A 21,221-nucleotide genomic window follows, 5' to 3' on the forward strand; every position below is an offset into this window, starting at 1 on the left:
CGCTCTACGTAACGGTAAAACTTAACGTATAGCAAGCATACGATTCAGTGCCTGTACAGCGTCCTGTCTGATCTGAGCATCCACACGAATTACGCCTACAGGCTCTCCCCGATCAATCTGTTCCATTGCCCACAGCAAATGCGGAAGATCGATCCGGTTCATGGTCAGACAAGGACACATATCGGGATTGAGCGATTCAATCTGCTGTTCAGGGTACTGCTGTCTAATTCGTTGCACGAGATTCATCTCTGTGCCAACGGCCCAACGGGTTCCCGGCTCTGCCGCACAGATCGTATCGATGATGAATTTGGTGGAGCCAGCACAATCTGCGAGTTGTACAACCTCATAAGAGCATTCGGGATGAACGATGACTCGGATATTTTTATCGCGTTCACGGACGTTGCGAATATGATCTACCGTAAATTTTTCATGAACTGAACAATGCCCTTTCCATAAAATGATTTTTACGGTTGCCGGGTTTCGTTCAGTCTCCAACTGATCGGTCATAGGATTCCATACAGCCATTTCATCTAGCGGAATTCCAAGATCATGGGCTGTATTGCGTCCCAAATGTTGATCCGGCAAAAATAAAATACGTTCCTTTTGTTTCAGTGCCCAGTCTAGCACCTGCTTTGCATTCGAAGAAGTCACGGTAGCCCCGCCATGCCGTCCTACAAAGGCTTTAATCTCTGCTGTGGAATTTACATATGTTAACGGAATGATCGTATCACCAACCAACTCCTGCAAATGCCTCCACGCTCGTTCCGTCTGCTCCATATTCGCCATATCTGCCATTGAGCAGCCTGCGCGCATATCCGGCAGAACAACGGTTTGCCGGTCGGTAGTCAGCATATCCGCTGTCTCCGCCATAAAATGAACCCCGCAAAACACAATAAACTCCGCTTCCTGATTTTGTGCCGCCATTTGAGCGAGCTGTAGAGAATCTCCTGTTATATCAGCAAATTGGATAACTTCGTCTTTCTGATAGTGATGGCCCGGAATGAGCAGCTTTGAGCCCCATTTTTGTTTCAGCTCGGCTACGCGTTGCTCCATGTCAGCAACCGTCAGTGTTTTATAATGCTCTGGCATAAGTCCACGATTTCCTTGTAAAACGTCTAGCATAGACATTAGATTCCCTCCATATCGTTGCGGCTGACTGTCCCTCGCTCACGAATAGATAACCGCTATGTGTACAAAACATATTTACATGTGTCTTGACACCTATATTTACACATGCCTACAATAATCTCAAGAGTTTTTGGAATGGAATTATTTTTAAGCGGGGAGGATTTGCTGTGATTTACCTGGACTACGCCGCTTCCACACCCATGTGTGACGAAGCTTTGCATATATATAGCGTAATGAATAAGGAAATGTTCGGAAATGCCAGCAGCCTCCATGATGCGGGCGGTCAAGCAGCCTACACACTAGATTACAGCAGGCAACGAATGGCAAAAATGATTGGCGGGCAAAAGGAAGGCATCTATTTTACATCAGGGGGCACAGAATCCAATATGGTGGTCGTGCAATCAATCCTGAACGGGCTGCCGCCAGACAAAAAGCATTGGATTATGAGCGCTTTGGAACATCACTCGATGTATAATCTTGCTACTTTGCTAGAACATCAGGGCTATGAGCTAACTATTATACAACCGGATCGGGAAGGACGAATAACCCGTGAAGTTCTTGTACCCCATCTTAGAGACAACACCGGGCTCGTATCGATACAACACGCCAATTCGGAGACAGGGCTGATTCAGGATCTTGCTGCCTTGTCTCCCCTGCTTCACGAACGTGGTATTATGTTGCACAGTGATGCGGTACAAACATTTGGGAATGTTCACATAGATGTAGAAGCCATGGGAGTGGATGCACTCTCTATATCAAGCCATAAAGTATATGGCCCCAAAGGTGTCGGTGCTGCATATCTCAAACCCGGAACCCCATGGCGTCCGTTGTATCCTGATACACTGCATGAAAACGGATTTCGTCCTGGTACAGTTAATGTTCCTGGGATTGCAGCCTTTGTCGCAGCGGCAGAAATGATGACGGAACAGATGGAGATGCATCAGGAGCGATATGCTACCCTGCGAAGATACTTTATTACGAAAATTCAGGAAAGATCCATTCCATTACGTTGGGTCGTAGAGGAAAGCGAAAAAAAAGCAGTGCTTCATCATATTGTAGGATGTTTTTTTCACGGTTACGAGGGACAATATGTTATGCTGGAATGTAATCGTAGCGGTGTCTGTATATCTACCGGAAGCGCATGTGCCGCCGGACATCACGATCCTTCACCTGCCTTACAGGCACTTGGAGCATCTGAACGTGAAGCCTTACAATTTATCCGTATTTCTTTCGGCAGGACAACCACCATCGAGGAATTGAATGTACTGGTAGATATTTTGACAGACCTGACGCATCGACAAGAAAGGAGCTTATCCCGTTGACTGAATCTTTAAAACGGTCAGGTACGGATCGCCGCGAACAGCTGCTATTGTGGCTCAAAAGCGAGTCACCGCTGACCGGGAGCGAGCTGGCACGCAGGTCCTCCGTTTCCAGACAAGTAATTGTACAAGATATTTCCCTGTTAAAAGCAAGCCAAGAGCCTATACTTGCAACGAGTCAAGGATACATTTATATGGAACCTGCGGCTCAAGCCGCTCCCTTAGCCTCTCGTATTATTGTGTGTAATCACCGACCTGAACAAACAGAAGAAGAATTAAAGCTAATTGTAGACTACGGTGTCAGTGTGCAGGATGTTATAGTTGAACATCCAGTATATGGAGATCTGACTGCTCCAATACGGGTCGGAACTCGCAAAGAAGTGGACGATTTTATACGTAAGATCAGCTCCACCCAAGCCACGTATTTGTCCCAGCTGACCGGAGGCATCCACCTGCATACCTTGCATGCGTCGGATGAAGATAAAATTAATGATGCCTGTGCTGCATTGGAGCAAGCCGGCTTCCTAATGACAGATTGATCTTAATACGATAGCAAAGCAATAAAAATCCTTTCCAGTTTGTGGAGTGCAAATGCACTCCGCAGGGATGGTATGTAAATAGCTTGAAATGAAAAATCCCGGCCCCCTATAAAGGGAATCGGGAATGGACTAAGTGAGCTTAATTTCTAGCAACTCATATTTGATTACAGCCATAGGTGCATCGACATGAATGATACTGCCCACTTCTTTCCCCAAAAGTGCCTTACCTAAAGGACTCTCATAGGAAATTTTGTTGTCCAGAACATCTGCCTCCGCAGGACTTACAACTTTGTATTCCACCTTCTCCGAAAATTCGATGTCATTCAGAATAACAGTAGAACCGATACTGACCGTTTTAAGATCCAGATTACTTTCATCCACTATCCGAGCTTTGGTCAACATTTTTTCCAAGACCATGATTCGTGTTTCCATAAACGCCTGATCGTCCTTGGCTGAGTGATATTCACTATTTTCCTTCAGATCTCCATAGCTGATGGCCAACTTGAGGCGTTCGGCTAGCTCCTTGCGTTTTACTGTCTTCAGTTCCTTGAGCTCTTCCTCCAGCTTGGCTAATCCCTCTTTAGTTAACAATACTTCTTCATTCGACATGGTCTTATTTCAACTCCTATTTCAGCACTTTGCATAATTCAAGTTCAATACTCGAAGGTACAATATATACGAGCTAAACCGTTAGGGTCCATCTATTGCTAATTGGATAAAGCTCCTGGAATTGATGCAAAATGCTCATTTAGCTTGCTTTATTGTAGTTTACTCTAAATTGGACCAACATGCGAAAAGAAATTCAGGAAATAGCAATCAGCTACCTTCGACCACTGTGATCCATATGGTAACCAAAGCTTTCTTGTTCGCATATCGTATGATCATAACGTATTTTAATGAGCACGTGCAGTGCCACTGCCCTTGTCCCAAATTTCATGCAAATCAGGCAGGAGCAGTGTATGGCGGGAGGAAGGATTCAATGGCTTCCTTAGGAAAGAATGGCAATGGGAACGGGAATCGCAAATCCAAATCCCCCCCTAACGGTCAAAAGAAAAATGGATTAAACAGTAATTCGGCTATCTTTTCAGCACTTCAAGGAAAAAATGTAGAGGTCCTAGTCGCAGCCCTCCTACTAACAGGAAAACTAAACGTCGATTCCGTGACTTTATACAGACAAGCAACATTATTTTTAGGTCTCACAGGAAAATACAAAACATTAGCATCTGCCCCTACTAATGTCGATAATATGGTGAAATTTTTAAATGATAACGGCAATATGACGTTGGATCAGGTGATACAAGCCTTTTCGCAGAAAATAAATAATTAACAGGTGGCGAAAGGAGATAGTTGTGGTGAGTGAGTTTGATGGAGAATCTTTTGCAGAGGTTATCATTATTGTGATTCTAGTTGCCATGATCTTCTATGGCTCCTCAGATATAGAGGGACTTTCCGCTTCGCCAACCCAATCCTAAAATGCTAATTCCCGCAAAAAAGAGCATCTATAGACTCTCGCGAGGTCAATAGATGCTCTTCCTTTTTAACGGCTCATTATTTCGAATTAACGTTCCTTCACTTCTACACTTATGGTTTGACTGGAAACCTCTCCTGCAGCATTGACTAACTCGGCCCGATACTCATATGTACCCGGCTTTTGATTTTGGATGTTGGTCACAGCACTTTGGGCCTGCGGACTTTGGCTCGACAGATCCTGCGTGTCGATCAGCTCTCCATTTTCATACAGGTTGTATTGGGTTGCATTCGTACCCCACCACATGTTCATTGTCAGGGTATAGTTGCCGTCACCATCCCAATTGTTATGAGACAACACCGGTATGCCAGGAGTAGCATCGATCACTTCGACAGTTAACGGGTCGCTGACCGTTTTACCGGAAGCGTTGATCAGCTCAGCAGTATACGTGTAGGTTCCATTGCTCTTGCCTGTAACAGAAATGACTGCATGCTGTGCTTCAGGGGAAGCCGCTTGCAACGATTGGGTCGCGATCAGCTTGTCATTTTCATACAACTTGAGTTCATCACCATTCGTGCCCCACCACAGATTCATGGTGATGTTGTAGTCTCCATCCTTCAGTCCGGTGTCCTGACCGTTATCATGAGACAGCACCGGTTTACCCGGCACTTCACCTACAGTGTTTTTCTCGACTCTAACGGTTACTGGATTGGATACGACCGTTTTACCGTCCAAGGTGACGCTCGCTGTAATCTCGGCGCTCCCCTCTTTTAGGGCCCGAAGCTCTCCATACGTATCCAGTGCAACGGATTCATGGCTGCTGATATACTGAACAGAGGCATTACTTAAATCAGCTTGGCTGCCATCTGTGAGCGTACCCTTGAGATGTGTGACTGCTGTATCCCCAACGTTAAATGTTGTTTGATCCAAGGAAAGCTCTACTTCCTGTAAAGCTGCGCCTGTCTGAGCTGAAAAATCATCTAGTCCGCGCGGCTTTAACTGATAATTTCCTTTGAAAACTGCCGAAATTCCCTTCAGCTTCACTTGCTGTCCTTCTTGATACGGAAAAGATGTCCGTGTTAAGCCTGTACGTGCATCAACTCGCACATGATGGCTAACCTCACCCGCTACTGCATCAAATTCAAACGAACCTACAGGAGTTGCATCTATTATATTACGAATAATGGCAGTAGGAAGCTCAACCAGCTGTCCTTGATTCGCATCGCTGAGCTCGGTGACTTGCACAGCTTGCGGAAGTTGTCCTTCTCCCGTTTTTTCAATAGCCACTGGATCGGTCAACTCCACTTCACTGTTGTACAGTGCCAAACTTGCTGTAATCTTTACTCGATCACCTTGGTGAAAGCCGCTCTGGTTTTGATAAACATAAATGCCGCCACTTTCATCCTGCATATAGAAGGCTTGACCGCCAAAAGCCCCTGGTTCTATCGTCACAACACCCTCCAAGGTCACAACTTTGCCAGCCGAAAGATTCCGCGCTTCTGCGACACTGATTCGAGCTGGAATTGTATTGCCATCCTCAGGCAACGGCTGGGCTGGGACATCTGCCAGCACGACGGATTGGGTCAGCAGGTTGCTGCCGTTTTGTCTCAGCCTAAGATTAGCTGCACCACTGGTACCCGGCTTGATCCGCACCGTCAGGTCCCTATAGGCATGCCCCTTGCTGTCGGATTCCAGACTAAATGTTCCGCTATAACCGTAAGAAGTCGGCCAGCTTCCATCCGGATTTTGAATCTGGGCTACTTGATTGCCGCCCGCTACATAAATACCTGCACTGAATCCGCTAATCGTACTATTGGGAGCCAGTTGGTCGGCAACTATGCGAATTTGAAAAGGCTGTGCATTCGGTAGTTGCTCCTGCCGAACGATGCTGTACACAGGCTGCGCACTGGCTGTAGGTCCGCCATAGGAGCCGGCCTTGAACGTTCGCTGATCCCACCATTTGTAGCCGGCTGCAGGAGCGGACCAAGGCTCGGCTTGCGGTTCCGTGGAAGCCTGAGGAGCTTCAAAAGACAGCAATGCCGTCGGCTGATCTAGCTGTAAGTTTTTTACATCCGACAGGCTGGTATACTCCTCCTTCTTGGACAACCAATCGACGATATTGACCAGTAACACAGCGTCATCCTGCTCCTTAAAGCCGTCATACGTTGTCTTCTTGGTTCCTGTCTCTTCACGCAGATATTTCGGCGTTGCATCTTCAACAGGAGATGAATCCCCAATGAAAGCAGCTTTGCCTAGACCTACTTTTGCTACAGCTGCATAAGGTCCTTCCGCTATACCACCTCCGTTATAAACGCCCTGATCTACTGCATTCCCCCAAGCCTGATTGGTTTTAGGCAGATATACGATCCCCTTGGCTTTGGTCGGGTCAATAATCGCCAATGTTGATCCTGCGTGCATTGCCACATTACTCACTCCTGCTGTAATGCCGAACGCCTGGACAGGTTCAACAATCTGATTAGCCGTGATATCGCCTAATGCATTGTAGCGAAAGCGTATACCAAACTGGTTACCCAGCCAATCTGAGCTAACCACGCCCTGCATCGCTGCCGAGCTTTTTTCTTCCTCACTCATTCCCTTTGCAGGGTCTTCCCATGCACCACGACGGTACCCATTGATACTTTCCGATCCGTCCCAGCGATTCTTGTTGCGGTCGGCGTTATAATGATCACCAATGAAAAAAATGCTATTGCCTGCTTTAACATACTGTTCCATTGCGGCCTGTTCGCTTTGTTTAAAAGGAATATTCGGCTCCGCTGTCACAAATACATCATAATTCTTTAAATCATTATAAGTAATGGGTGTAGATTGGCGAAGTTCATGAACATCGTAGCCATTGTTTGCAAGGGCTTGGCCAAAATCTGAAAATCCACCATCAATCACCCAATCTGCTGCGCCGGCTGTCTGTCCATGTGTATTATCGAACAACACTTTTTTACCAGCGTTTTCGTTGACCACTTTGGCTGCAATGAAAGGGGCCGGGTCTGCGGGACCTTCTGCGCGTGCCGGTTGCATGCCGCCCACAACACCGGCGTACAACGATAAAGTGAAAACCATAGCTGTTGCGTATTTGAAGCTGCGGGATGTAAAACGACGAAAGATTCCCATTCTATTCCTCCTGTTAATTGGTTTAAGGCCCCTCTCAGAGGGGCACTAAATATAAATGTTAGCATTCATTTATGTGCGGACATGCGTTGTTTTGTAAATCTTTAGGAATAATGAAAAGGGAGGAAATTCCAATAAAAAAGGTAGGCTGTATGCAGCAAAGTGAGTATCGCAAATACAATTTTCCCGGCAGCCCGGGTTCTTTTTTTCCCTGTAATCAGCTTGGTGCCATTCACGATCAATACCCACACGGCAATGAGTGCTGAAATGAGCGGCAGCGTACAAATTCCCCAGATATACCAGGCGGAATAGCCATACACCATCTGATTGTTACCATAGACGACCTGTACCCCGAGAAAAATCGTATTTAGTAACGCGATGTATGCCAGGTTGGACGAAATGTGATTATTCGTTTTGCGAATAGCTCTGATCACATATCTTATGATCCATATCAGTAGGGTTGTGACGAAAAATAAGGATGCGGCTGCATAGCTGACGAGTAGCGTCCAGGTACGGTGCCAAAGTGTCGTCTGCTTCATGGTCTTACTATCCGGGGCAATCATCATCCACGTACCCTTTTCCTGATACAGCAAAATTTTAAGCTGGCCCCCCTTTTCCACAAACAGCCCATCACCTGCTGCTTGAAAAACTTTGTCTGTTGCTTCATTCTGATCCGGGTATTTTCCTTTAACAATTAGCGTATGATCATCTTGAATATGAACGGTGTATTTAATGCTTCCCAGTATCCGAATCCATTTTCCCCACCCATGAACAGGAGTAGTATCCACCTGATATACGCCCTCGATCTCTGGCGAAAGCTTCACTTGCGTGACAGAACGAGCCAGTGACTGAGAAGCGGCCTGCGGCTTTGCGGGCAGCATTTGAGCTATCGTATTGATGACTTTTCCATGAAGCAGGGTGTCTGTGTCAGCTGAATTGATGGTCACAAAAATACCGATCTTTTGGGATGGAATCAGTACCATTTCGGAAATAAAATCATCAATTTCTCCAGTAGCCCACAACATGGGTACTCCCGTCTTCAGTTGACCACGGAAAAATCCGTAGCCCAAGCCATCCAGACGGGCATCCGCTGCAAATTGCTGTGCATGCATCACTTTTACCGTTTGTGGCTGGAGTACCGCTTTGCCCTCATACTCTCCTTGGTTTAAATGAGTGATCAGATAGTGGGAAAATTCGTTGGGTGTGACGTTCAACGCTCCTGCTCCCGGCAGATTGATATACGATAAGGGTTGTTTCACATAAGCTCCATGCTTCCACTGATACGATTGCGCCAGTTCTGGATGATTTAATGGCAACTCCAGTGTCGCGCTGGGCATATTCATCGGCTGGAATAGATGTGTACGAAAGTAATCATTCAGTCCCTGACCGGTTACTTGCTCCACGATATTACCGATCAGACCGAAGGCGACATTACTGTATTCATACTGAATTCCAGGTTTGCGGATAGGTGGCTGCTTTTGAAAATACGTGCTGAGATACTGTTCTGTAGGTAAAACGCCTGCGCGAGTTGAGCTGTTAATGTCGTATATCGCTTCATCTAATCCCGCAGTATGTGTCATAAGCTGATGCAGATTTAAAGGGATATTTTGGTATTGCGAAGCTTTATAGCTGTGGAGATAGCTGTTCACGTCTTCATTCAAATCAAGCTTGTTTTGCTCGACCAGTTGCATTGTGGCACTTGCACTAAATGATTTGGTTAGCGAGCCAACACGAACAATGGTCTTTGCCGGGTCGAATACCATTTTCCGCTCTAGGTCTGCATATCCATACCCTTTACTAAAAAGAATTTGGTCTTCCTGGGTCACAACGACGGCAGCGCCCGGAATATGCAATTTTTCCAATTCTGTACTCATGATATCGTCCACTGCTTTTTCCACTGAATTAGGTGTTATACTATCTGCTGCCCATGCTGAATTAATGAGCAGATTCCAAAGAAACAACGTTGTTAAGAATGCGGATAGGTAGCCAATACCTCTATTCTTCATATTGAAGTACCCTCCTTACCTATGAAGTTGATTTCATGATTTAAACCGTGCGGTGATTGCATAGCGGAGCAGATATTTACACTCCGTATGGGAGCCATCAGCATGGCGCTATGGAATCATCGCACTTCCCTCGCGGGAGTGCGCATGATAAAGCGAATCCTGATCGAATCGCGTAAGCAGAAGGCTTCTTACCTGTTCGATCAGGATTCATACATTACAGATAAAATTAGTAATTCCAGTTAGTTAAATCATCGACTGTAAGTTTTCAAGAATTATGATGGGCCAATCCTTGTGTCACGTCTTTGCCCATGTTCCGGGTTATCTTGTGTATTGTGGCACGGATACATTTTACATTTTCTTCGATAAATCCGGGTTCCAGCAGTTCATAATGATTACCAATCAAGCTATGCTCTTCATAGCTTCCTTGTGTAGCATCTTTCCATAAAAGTTTATTATCTCCTGTGCCCTTCACCGTTTCCGATCCAGCGGCAACAAAGCCATGAATATTCGCCTGAACATTTTCTGTGTTCACAAGCTGGTTGCCATACACCGCATAAGCGATCATTTTACGCTGGTATGTTTCATTCAACAGCTCACGATAGGATTCGGGAACCTGTTCCAGCATGGCATGAATTTCCTGCTCTGTTTCTTCATCTGTGAAAGGCAGAGCTTCTGCCCTTTTGACCGAATCGAGCATTAAAATATCGGATACAGTATGACCTTGACGCTCCAGTGTGCCGGCAACCTTATGCGCCAGATTCCCACCTATAGAATAACCAAGCAGCACATACGGACCTTGCGCCTGCGTGCTGATGATTAAATCAACATATCGTGCCAACATTGCCTGCTCATCCGTAACATCATCTACGAACTCTAATCCATACACAACTGCATCTTGGTCCAGTTGTTTTGCAAGCTCTGCGAACGACAGTCCGTATCCAAGCATAGGAGGAAAGCAGAAGATGGAAACCGGACCGTGTTCATTCAACCGAATGATTGGACTATCGACCTTGTAGTCCAGATCGGCTTTCAATAATGTGAGCGCCTGCTCTTCTATGGTCGGGAACTCCAGAACACTACGGATGGGCAGCTCAATATCTGTAGCAAGACGAACTTTGCGTATAAGCTCCAGTACTTTCAAGGAATGTCCACCCAACGTGAAAAAGTCATCGTGGATTCCCACTTGCGGGATTTCAAGCACCTCCTGCCAAATAGCTGCCAGCAACTGCTCCACATCGGTTCGTGGTGCGACATATTCTATCCCCGTGTGCAATGCTTTGTCCGGCACAGGTAAAGCTTTACGGTCAATTTTGCCGTTAGTCGTCAGCGGAAACCGATCCAGCTGTACAAAAGCGGACGGAATCATATAGCTCGGCAGACTGGCCGACATCACAGTTCGAAGCTCACGGATGGTCAGCTGTTCATCGGCAGTGAAGTAAGCACATAATTGCTGCTGACCTGCTCCATCCCGCAAAGCGATAACAACGCTATCCCGTACAGAAGGTACACTTGCCAGTCTCGTCTCCACCTCGCCCAGCTCAATCCGGTAACCGCGAATTTTAACCTGTTGATCAATCCGTCCAGCGTATTCCAGTATGCCGTCTTCACGCCAGCGAACAAGGTCCCCAGTACAGTACAGGCGATCTCCGTCCACCCACGGATTAGCAAGAAATCTCTCAGCCGTCAGTTCAGGGCGATTCAAATAACCACGCGCAACTCCGTCTCCACCAACAACCAGCTCACCCCAGGCTCCGACCGGTTGCAAGTTAAATGATGAGTCCACAACATACGCCGTCGAATTGCAAATGGGACGTCCGATTGGCACAGAATCCAGCTGTTCTTCCGTAATGTGATATGTCGTCGAAAAGGTTGTATTTTCCGTTGGTCCATAGCCATTAATGATGTTCATATGCGGATTATCGCGCAGGACCCGGTTAATATGGGGTGCAGACAAAACATCACCACCAACCAACAAATACTTCACATCACCAAAAAGTTTACTATCCTGCTGCGAAAGCTGATTAAATAATGGTGTGGTCAGCCACATCATGTTGACGTGATGATCCTGTATCGTCTCTTTCATCTTGGCTGCGTCCAAAAGATCATCCTTATGCAAGAGAACAAGCTGACCGCCGTTCAGCAGTGCACCCCAAATTTCAAATGTAGATACATCAAATACAAACGCACATGTCTGCAGCATTCGGGTTGATTCATCAAATGGGACATAATCCGTATTGCGGACGAGACGCACAACACTTCGGTGCTCAACTACGACACCCTTAGGCTTACCTGTTGAGCCTGAGGTATAAATGACATAAGCGGCATGATTACTCGCTCCATCTATACCCGGATTGGAAGCATCTGCACTGTACGACTTATCATCATTCAGATTGACAATCTGTCCGTCAAAATAGCACCGATCCAATAAATCCTGCTGAGCCAACAGGAGCTTGGCTCCTGAGTCCTCTAGCATATAACGGATACGATCCTCTGGATATTGAGGGTCTACCGGCACATACGCGCCTCCAGCCTTCAAAATAGCAAGGGTTCCGATAATCATATCCAACGAGCGCTCTGTCAAAATGCCCACAGGTTCATCAGGTTTAATCCCTGCATCCCGCAGTGTCCGCGCTAATCCATTGGCTGTCTCATTGAGCTCCCGATAGGTCAATGTTTGATGACCCAAAGCTACGGCAATATGATCTGGTGTGCGTTCTGCCTGCTCCTCAAACAGTTTATGAATCGTCTGATTGTCTGGATATGCAGAGGAAGTGTCATTAAACTCTCTAGTAATTTGCTGTTTTTCCGCCGCTGTAACCAGTTCCAGCTCTTCTACGCGAACATTTGGGTTAAGCAAAGTTTGCTCCAACAGGTTCACAAAATGTCCATGCAGACGCTCAATGTCTGTTTGATCATAATTTAACGCATTATACATAAAACGAATCTTCACGCATTCTCCCGGCATTACAACTACATTCAGATCATAGTTGGTCTGCTCAAGAGCTACCACGTTGGAAATCGGGGAAAGTTCCTGCCCATCAATTTCCATCTCCTCGACCTGCTCATCCACCGGATAATTTTCAAACACCATAATATGGTTAATTAAATCCTGTTTCTGGTCAGTCAATGCCTGAATTTCAAACAGTGGGTACGTATCATACGCATGAGAAGCCAGCGCCTGTTCCTGCGTTTTCTTCATAACTTCTGCAAAAGATTCCCCTGCCTCACTAAAGATGCGAACGGGAATGGTATTAATGAACAAGCCGATAATACCCTCGACTCCGATAATATCCGATGGGCGGCCTGAGACGACACTACCAAATACGACATCACGGTGGTTGTTATATTTTTGCAGCACAATTCCCCATACGGTTTGTAATAACGTATTCATGGTTACCTGATATCGCTTAGCCGTCTCCTCCACCCGGAGGGTAAGCTCACGCTCCAAAACCGTCACCCAATCACTAGCTGTATAGCCTCCACTCTTGCGGCCGGATTTTACAGCTGGTAGTGCTGTTTGCTGCTCATACCCGGATAAATAGCTGCTCCAGTAATCAGTTGCCGCCTTGCGATCCTGTGCTTCCAGCCATTCAATAAAGCGGCTGTACGGCACTGCCGGTGCCAGCTCCGGCACTCTGCCCTCCTGAAGTGCTGCATAGCTCTCAAACACTTCTTTATTTATTAGGGACAGACACCAGCCGTCCATGACGATATGATGGAAGCTCCACACAATATGGTAACTGTCTTCCCCGGTGCGCAAAATCGCTATACGCATCAGGACATCCCGACGCAGATCAAATCCCCTTGCTTTATCTTCCAACTTGAAGTTCTTCAGCCAAATGCCCCTTGTATCGCTATCCAACTCGCGTAAATCTTCATAATAGAAGCCACAATCCCGATTTCGGTAGACCACCTGCAACGGCTCCGTATCCCGGCCGAAATAAAAATGTGTACGTAGCACCTCATGTCGCCGAACCAGCATATTCAGACTTTCTGCAAAATTCCCGATGTCTATCCGACCCCGCATATCATAAGAAACCTGCTCAAAATACGCGTCATTCGCGGCTGCTTGACTATCAAGCTGGCTGTGAAACAACATCCCTTTCTGCATCGGGGTTAGTGCATATACATTGTCGATCTCACCCGCAGCGCCCATTTCAGATAACAGGCTGTCCAAGCCCTCCACACTCATTCCTTTATAGGAAATATCACTTGGGGTCAGCTCTGGGTGTTCTTTATGGGTGCAATGTGTCAAAATTTCGCGCAAGCTCGATTCCAGTAATCTCGCCAATCGCTCAATCGTCTCTGGTCGGTAGCTGGTACGGCTATAGCTAATTGTCAGCCCCAACTGACCTCCCGAAATGATGCCGCCAAAATCCAGTGTATATGTCCGAGCCATTGTCGGGCTAAGTGGCATCCCCCCCTCATATGGGGATGACTGCAAGTCGTTTCCTTTCATATCCTGATCGAACTGTCCCAAATAGTTAAAACTAATTTCAGGAGCTGTCGTAAATATGGCTGAAGGTCCCTCCGATGCCTGTGTCTGACTGTCGAATAAATATTTCAGTGCGCCGTAGCCGATCCCTTTTTGCGGGATACTGCGCAGTCCTTCCTTCACATGTTTGATTCGCTGCGAAAGAACAGTTTCTTCTGGCATATCGAGTAAAACAGGATATTGGCTTGTAAACCACCCTATCGTCCGGGTAATATCCACCTCTGATAAAATGGGTTCACGTCCATGTCCCTCTAGATTTATCAGGAAACGATCATTTCCGCTCCATGCCTGTAACGCCATTCCTACCGCAGTCAGCAACAGGTCATTAATTTCTGTACGGTAGGCACGATTGGCCTGCTTGAGCAGTTGCTCTGTCTCTGCATTTGTCCATAAAGCAGTAACCGACTCACTATCGCCAATCAATGGCTTATCGTGCTCGTTATGTCCGTAATCCTGCGGCAAAGGAGCCAGTTCCGCTTGTGCAAGCTCCTCCCAATACGCCCGCTCACGTTCCATGGCCGGACTGTTGGCATAGGCGTGCAGCTTTTCGGCCCACGTTTGGAACGAATCCGTCTTGTGAGGTAACTGAATCACCTGCTCACCCTTGGAGGCTTGCTCATAAGCTGTCGCCAAGTCCTCAAATAAGATGCGCCAGGACACTCCATCTACCACCAAATGATGAATTGCGACCAGCAGATGATCCCCATCCGGGCAACGGAACAGGCCGAGCCTCATCAACGGCCCTTCGCTTAGAGAAATACCTGATTGAATTTCATTGCATTTGGCTTCAATTATCTTCGCCAAGTTCCCTTCAATAGCATCACTGTTCCTATAGTCAAAGCACTCCAAATGGTACGGTTCGCCTTCATCTACACCTCGGTTCCATGCTGTATATCCGTTCTCCGACGACCGAAAAATCATACGCAATGCATCATGATGCGTTGTAATCTGATGGAGCGCCTGCCGAAGTGCCTGTTCGTCATAGCCTTCCTGTCGATAGAGCATGACCGATTGGTTGAAATAGTGTGGTTCATCTGTTGGCTGTTCAAAGAACCAGCGCTGAATCGGTGTAAGCACAACATTTCCGGTAACCTCGCCCTGCTCGGCTACTCGGTTAACTGGCTGAATATAAGTACTTAGATCCGCAATTGTCGGGTATTTAAACAAGTCCTTCATTTCCAGCTTGTATCCAGCCTGAAACAAGCGAGACGACACTTGAATGGCCTTGATGGAGTCGCCACCCAAATGGAAGAAGTTATCCTGTATCCCAACCTTCTGAATACCTAGGATGGCTCCCCATGCCGCAGCCAAAGCCTGTTGAACATCCGTTTCAGGTGCCACATAATCCATGCCTGTATCGAGATTATGCTCAGGCAGAGGTAGTGCCCTGCGGTCTACTTTGCCATTTAGCGTCAAAGGCAGTCTGGAAAGACGTACAAAGTAAGAAGGCACCATATAGCTCGGCAGATCCTGTGATAGAGCGTTACGTAAGTCGCTAGCGCTTAGTTCGCTGTCTGTTACAAAATAGGCACACAGCTGTTTTTGCCCGTGATCATCCTGTCGCACTATCACAACCGATTCCTTCACACCTGCAATCGTGGACAAACGGGTTTCAACTTCACCCAGTTCGATGCGATAGCCGCGAATTTTGACCTGCTCATCCATTCTTCCCTTGTACTCCAGTACGCCATCAGCACGCCAACGCACCAAATCCCCTGTACGATAGCAATATTCTCCAGGCCGGAATGGACTTTCAATAAACTTTTCTGCCGTAAGCACAGGCCGATTCAGATACCCGAGTGCCACGCCATCGCCACCGAGAAGGAGTTCGCCCCATGCCCCCACAGGCTGCAATTTTAACGAACGATTGACCACATAAACGGTGGAATGATCAATCGGACGCCCAATGGGAACACCTTGAGTTTGCGGTTCCATAATTTCATAGGTGGTGGAAAAGGTTGTGTTCTCCGTCGGCCCATAAACATTACTCAATCGAAGGTGCGGGTACTCCTTCAGCACGCGGTTAGCGTGTGGTACGGACATCACATCACCACCCACGAGCAATTCCTTCAGGGATGCAAACACTTCAATGTCTTGCTGTGAATGCTGATTAAATAAAGCCGTGGTCATGAACATGGTGTTAATCCGATACTTATTCATCGCCTGTTTGAACTTGGCAGCATCCAAAATAGTGTCATGATTTACTACATATAATTGGCCACCGTTCAGCAGCGTTCCCCAGATTTCAAATGTGGAGGCATCGAATACAACTGCACCCATTTGCAGCATACGCGTATTTTCGTCAAGCGTGGCGTAGCTAGTGCTCTTCACCAATCGTACGACATTACGGTGATTGACCATAACGCCTTTCGGCTTGCCTGTCGTACCAGAGGTGTATATGACATGCGAAAGATCTAAGGCAGATCCCCCATTTGAAATAGCATCTGATCCATGGGTATGAGTGTAGCCTTCAAATTCACTGCTCCATAGTTGTGCATCGCTCAAATCGATGACTGGAATACCTGGTTCAAAAGAAACCTGCTCACGTCGCTGTGACAGTAACAGCTCGGCACCGGAATCCTCTAGTAAATAACGGATGCGTTCTTCCGGATACTCGGGATCAATAGGAACGTAAGCCCCCCCTGCCTTCAAAATAGCCAGCATGCTCACGACCATTTCAATGGAACGCTCAGCCACTATCCCTACTCGCTGTATCTGAGTCCCGGACCCGTGCCGTATCCCATGGGAAGTAAGGAGGCATGCCAAACGATCGGAACGCTCATTCAGCTCGTGATAAGTGAGTTGTGTGTCCGCAAAGGTGATCGCTAGTCGATCTGGCGATTGTGCAACCTGTTCCTCGAATAGCACATGCATTAATTGATCCCGTGGATACGGAGAGTCTGCTGCTGTAGTGCTGAATTGCTTCACCAGCTGCTCTTTTTCTTGGATCGAAACCATTTCTATAGCCGCAAGAGCGATCTCCGGCTGTTCTATAACCACATTGATTAGCTGCTGTAAATGTACAGCCAGTCGTTCGATGGTTTCGCGTTTGTACAAACGGGTTCCGTATTGAAAACCGCAGGCAATTTGTTCCCCATCCTCCTGCGCGAACAGACTTAGATCAAATTTAGCCGTCGTTTGTTCACTCGGATAAGGTGCTAATTGCAGCTCTGCCAGCTGCTGCTCTGTTTGTTCCAGGTTTTGTAGAGCAAACATAGTATCAAATAACGGATTGCGGCTTAAATCTCGATCCACACCCAGCTTTTCTACCAGCTCTTCGAACGGATAATCCTGATGTTCAAAAGCCTTTAACGCGTTATCCTTGACCTCCAGCACATAATCGCGGAATGTTTTCCCGCCTTCCGGATAATTACGGATTGCCAGTGTATTGACGAACATACCGATCAGATTGCCAAGATCAGCATGAGGCCGTCCCGCGATTGGTGAACCGACAATGATATCCTCCTGCCCGCTGTATTGGCTAAGCAAAGCCGTATAGGCAGCCAACAGCACCATATATAAAGTCGATTCGGTCTGCATCGCAATGCTTTTTAATCCTTCGCTTTGCCGTTGATCGAGCGTAAATTCTAGTACATCCCCTTCAAAGCTTCTCACCGCCGGACGTGGATAATCAGTCGGAATATCCAGCACAGGCAGCTCTCCTGCAAAGGTATTGAGCCAGTAGTCTTCCTGTTCTTGATAGCGTTCACTTTGTTGCTGCTCCCGCTGCCAAGCAGCGTAGTCCTTATACTGAATACGCAGCGACGGAAGCGTATCCCCTGCATATAAGTGGATGAAGTCCTGAATCAATACATTTATAGAGGTGCCGTCAGAAATGATGTGATGCATATCCAACAGCAAAATATGATGCTCTGGACTAATTTCAATCAGACCAGCCCGGAACAGCGGAGCCTGCTCAAGATTGAATGGCTGGACAAAGCCATGCACCAGCTCATCTGTCTCCCTCTGGTCAGCTCCGGGGGCATGAATCAACTCCACGCGAAAAGAAACCTCGTTATGTACTCGCTGGACAGGTTCACCATTCATGGTCTCAAAGCTCGTTCGCAATGTTTCATGGCGGTCAATAAGCTGACGGAACGCATTATCCAGTGCCTTATGATCAAGTGAACCGATCAGTGTCAGGGCTCCGGGTATGTTATAGCTAATTCCCGCTCCATCAAGCTGATTGAGAATATACATCCGTTTTTGGGCCGAAGATACCGCATAAAATGGCTTATTCTCCGAAACAGGGATGGATTCATAGGTGGTTTGCTCCAGTGCTTCAATAACCTGCGCAAACTGTTCGATGGTTGGGTGCTGGAATAGATCCTTTAGCTGCACATTTTTATGCAATTGCTTATGGATGAGTGATATGACATGTGTCGCCCGCAGGGAATGTCCTCCTGCTTCAAAAAAGTTATCCTTAATGCCAATACGTTCAATTTCAAGCACTTCTTTCCAGATTATGACCAGTTGTGCTTGTAATTGATTTTGAGGAGGTACATATTCTGCGCCTGAGCTTATGCCTCCCTCGGGTCGCGGCAACGCCCGGCGATCCACCTTGCCATTAGGTGTCAAGGGTAATTGTTCCAGCTGTACAAAATACGACGGCACCATATAACTTGGTAGCTCTCGGTTCAAAGCACTGCGAAGCTCACTTAACTGTACATCCGCATGGGTTACCACATAAGCGCAGAGCTGCTTTTGCCCCTGCTCATCCTCCCGTGCAATCACAACTGCTTCTCGGACTGCCTCCAGCTTCAACAGCTGCGCTTCCACCTCGCCCAATTCAATCCGATAGCCCCGGATTTTCACTTGTGCGTCGATCCGCCCTTTGTATTCCAGCGTTCCGTCCGCATTCCACCGCACCAGGTCCCCTGTTCGATAGCAGCGTTCGCCGTTACAAAACGGACTATCGATGAACTGTTCAGCCGTCAAGTCCGGACGGTTGCGGTATCCACGTGCCACCCCATCACCGCCCACTAGCAACTCACCCCATACCCCGACGGGCTGAAGCTGCATCGAACGGTCCACGACATATGCTGTCGAATTATGGATCGGTCTGCCAATTGGCACAGATTCCGATTGCACACCGTTGATCGCATGCACTGTGGAAAAGGTCGTATTTTCAGTTGGGCCATAGATATTACTGATTCGCAGGGACGGATGAGCCTTCAGCACCCGATTCATATGTGGTACGGACATCACATCACCGCCGACCAGCAGCTCCCGTATCCCCTCGAACAACGCCAGATCCTGCTGAGACAGCTGGTTAAAGAGCGGTGTGGTGAGAAACATCGTGGTAATGCTGTGGCTGCGTACAGCTTCCTTAAGCTTGAGCACGTCCAAAATGACATCCTGACTCACTAGCACAAGCTGTCCACCATTTAGCAACGCCCCCCAAATTTCAAAGGTGGACGCGTCAAAGACAACAGACCCAGTCTGCAAAATGCGCGTGTCCGCATCCAAACGTGCATAGTTTGCATGTTTCACCAAACGAACGACATTGCGATGTTCCACCATTACCCCTTTGGGCTGGCCTGTTGTTCCTGAGGTGTACATAATATAGGCCAAGCGATCAGCTGCGGTCGCCTTCGGTTGTTCTTCAGCTGCATAAACCTGCTGTATTGGTTTAGCTTGTTCTGATTGCGTATCTTCTGTTGGGATAGTTGTAGTAGAAGCAAGTTCGGGACTAGCAGAAATAGAATAGAGTGGGTTTAAGCAGTCCACATATCCCATATTACCCGTATCTGTACTCATCCCGTTATCATACGACAAAACGGAATTGCAGCGATCAGCATCATCTGTTTCATAGATCGCATCATCACTCAGGTCAAGTACTATTCCCTTAAAATCTGTGGGCCGATGCTCCATTTTTTGTACAAGCAGTATCTTGGTCTCGGAATCCTCCAGCAAATAACGCACGCGCTCGTCCGGGTAATCAGAGTCAATCGGAACATACACCCCGCCTGCTTTAAGAATCGCGAGCATGCCTACAATCATCTCAATTGAGCGCTCAGCTACAATGCCGACTGTCTGTTCGGTACGGATTCCCTGCTTACGTAAAAAATGAGCCAGTCGGTTGGCCTTTTCATTTAATTTTTCATAGGTTAGGCTATTGGGTCCAGACACTACTGCCACCTGCTGTGGTACCTGCTTCGCCTGTATCTCGAACAATTCATGAATGGAAGCATCACGTGGATAATCTACAGCTGTATCGTTGAAAGTATGAACCAGCTGCTCTACTTCTTGTTCTGACAGCACTTGTGCTGTGCAAATCTCCAACTCTGGCTGATGTAAAACAACGGTATACAGCCGTAATAGCTGCTCAACAAAGCGTTCAATCGTCATCTGGTCGTAACGGTCGCTACTGTATTTCACGTTTAGAGAAACTGCAGCATTTTCCCATTGAAATTGAAAATCTAGCTCAGATTGCACGTGATGTAGAAAATCAGAAATGTGAATATTTCGCAAGGAGGCCGTGGTGTGGATAAGAGGCTTGTCGTCCTTGTTACGTAGGATTTCAAGCCCCTCGGTATAGTTCCAAAAAGGAATATTTTGGTGTTCAATAGCTTCGCTGACAGAGGTTTTGATCTGAGACAGCAAGGTTTTGAAGGTCGTTGAAGAATCCAGCGTATTTTTCAATAAAAGCAGATGGTTGATTGGCTTGGTAGCACCGTTGCCAGACTTGGCTACTGGAATGCCCAGCAGCACACTTTCCTCACCTGTGTATTTATGCAATAAGCTCTCAACTCCAGCCAGCAGAACCATAAACACGGCCCATGGAGCTCCACCTGTTATAGATAATATTCTTTGGGAAATTTCAGATGGAAATGTGAGCGTGTACGTAAGAAAATTAGAACTCGTTGCAGCTGTATCCTTGGACACATGATTGGTGTATGGCAAGCAAGTGATATGATCCTCAGATTCCAGCTTATGACTCCAGTAGTTTTTTTCCTTCTCAAATAAGGCTTTCAATGACATCCCTCCTGCTTCATGGGGTCTGTACCCCTGTTGGAATGGTGCTTTGTTACGTAATTGAGCAATGTGTCGGAAAATTAATACTTTGCAGGCAAGGGCAGTCGGACAAGCCGCCGCCCTCTGCGCATGCAAAGTGAAATCATTTCTTTTTAGAAAACTGAT

Annotated in this window: 9 protein-coding genes; 4 read left to right on the top strand and 5 right to left on the bottom strand. The window is 47.1% G+C overall.

Annotated elements, in window-relative coordinates; translation table 11 throughout:
• Positions 1–21 precede the first annotated feature (21 nt).
• Positions 22–1,128, bottom strand: coding sequence for a quinolinate synthase NadA (gene nadA / locus G7035_RS23635; protein ID WP_017428492.1), 1,107 nt, complete (start codon positions 1,126–1,128; stop codon positions 22–24).
• A gap of 167 nt (positions 1,129–1,295) precedes the next feature.
• On the opposite strand from nadA, the gene G7035_RS23640 reads away from it, so the two are divergent.
• Positions 1,296–2,450 carry an IscS subfamily cysteine desulfurase gene (locus tag G7035_RS23640; RefSeq protein ID WP_019687145.1) on the top strand — a complete coding sequence of 385 codons (1,155 nt, stop codon included), beginning with the start codon at positions 1,296–1,298 and terminating at the stop codon, positions 2,448–2,450.
• Positions 2,447–2,986: a transcription repressor NadR gene (locus G7035_RS23645; RefSeq protein ID WP_016818943.1), complete on the top strand. Its 540-nt coding sequence runs from the start codon at positions 2,447–2,449 to the stop codon at positions 2,984–2,986. Before G7035_RS23640 ends, G7035_RS23645 begins: the two co-directional genes overlap by 4 nt.
• A gap of 129 nt (positions 2,987–3,115) precedes the next feature.
• Here the strand turns inward: G7035_RS23645 and greA are convergent, their stop codons facing one another.
• Positions 3,116–3,595: a transcription elongation factor GreA gene (greA, locus tag G7035_RS23650; protein WP_013371005.1), complete on the bottom strand. Its 480-nt coding sequence runs from the start codon at positions 3,593–3,595 to the stop codon at positions 3,116–3,118.
• Positions 3,596–3,965: 370 nt separating this feature from the next.
• On the opposite strand from greA, the gene G7035_RS23655 reads away from it, so the two are divergent.
• Complete coding sequence (locus G7035_RS23655; RefSeq protein WP_016818941.1) at positions 3,966–4,313, top strand: hypothetical protein; 348 nt, start codon at positions 3,966–3,968, stop codon at positions 4,311–4,313.
• A 231-nt stretch (positions 4,314–4,544) separates the two neighbouring features.
• Here the strand turns inward: G7035_RS23655 and G7035_RS23660 are convergent, their stop codons facing one another.
• Positions 4,545–7,580, bottom strand: a complete 3,036-nt coding sequence (locus G7035_RS23660) for a chitinase N-terminal domain-containing protein (protein ID WP_019687143.1) — start codon at positions 7,578–7,580, stop codon at positions 4,545–4,547.
• A 101-nt stretch (positions 7,581–7,681) separates the two neighbouring features.
• Positions 7,682–9,583: a serine hydrolase domain-containing protein gene (locus tag G7035_RS23665; protein ID WP_019687142.1), complete on the bottom strand. Its 1,902-nt coding sequence runs from the start codon at positions 9,581–9,583 to the stop codon at positions 7,682–7,684.
• A 102-nt stretch (positions 9,584–9,685) separates the two neighbouring features.
• Here G7035_RS23665 and G7035_RS23670 point away from each other — a divergent pair, with 102 nt between their 5' ends.
• Positions 9,686–9,826, top strand: a complete 141-nt coding sequence (locus G7035_RS23670) for a hypothetical protein (protein WP_016818937.1) — start codon at positions 9,686–9,688, stop codon at positions 9,824–9,826.
• A gap of 22 nt (positions 9,827–9,848) precedes the next feature.
• Here the strand turns inward: G7035_RS23670 and G7035_RS23675 are convergent, their stop codons facing one another.
• Complete coding sequence (locus G7035_RS23675; RefSeq protein WP_019687141.1) at positions 9,849–21,056, bottom strand: non-ribosomal peptide synthetase; 11,208 nt, start codon at positions 21,054–21,056, stop codon at positions 9,849–9,851.
• Positions 21,057–21,221: the final 165 nt, after the last annotated feature.

The sequence above is a fragment of the Paenibacillus polymyxa genome (assembly GCF_015710975.1).
Lineage (GTDB): Bacteria > Bacillota > Bacilli > Paenibacillales > Paenibacillaceae > Paenibacillus > Paenibacillus polymyxa.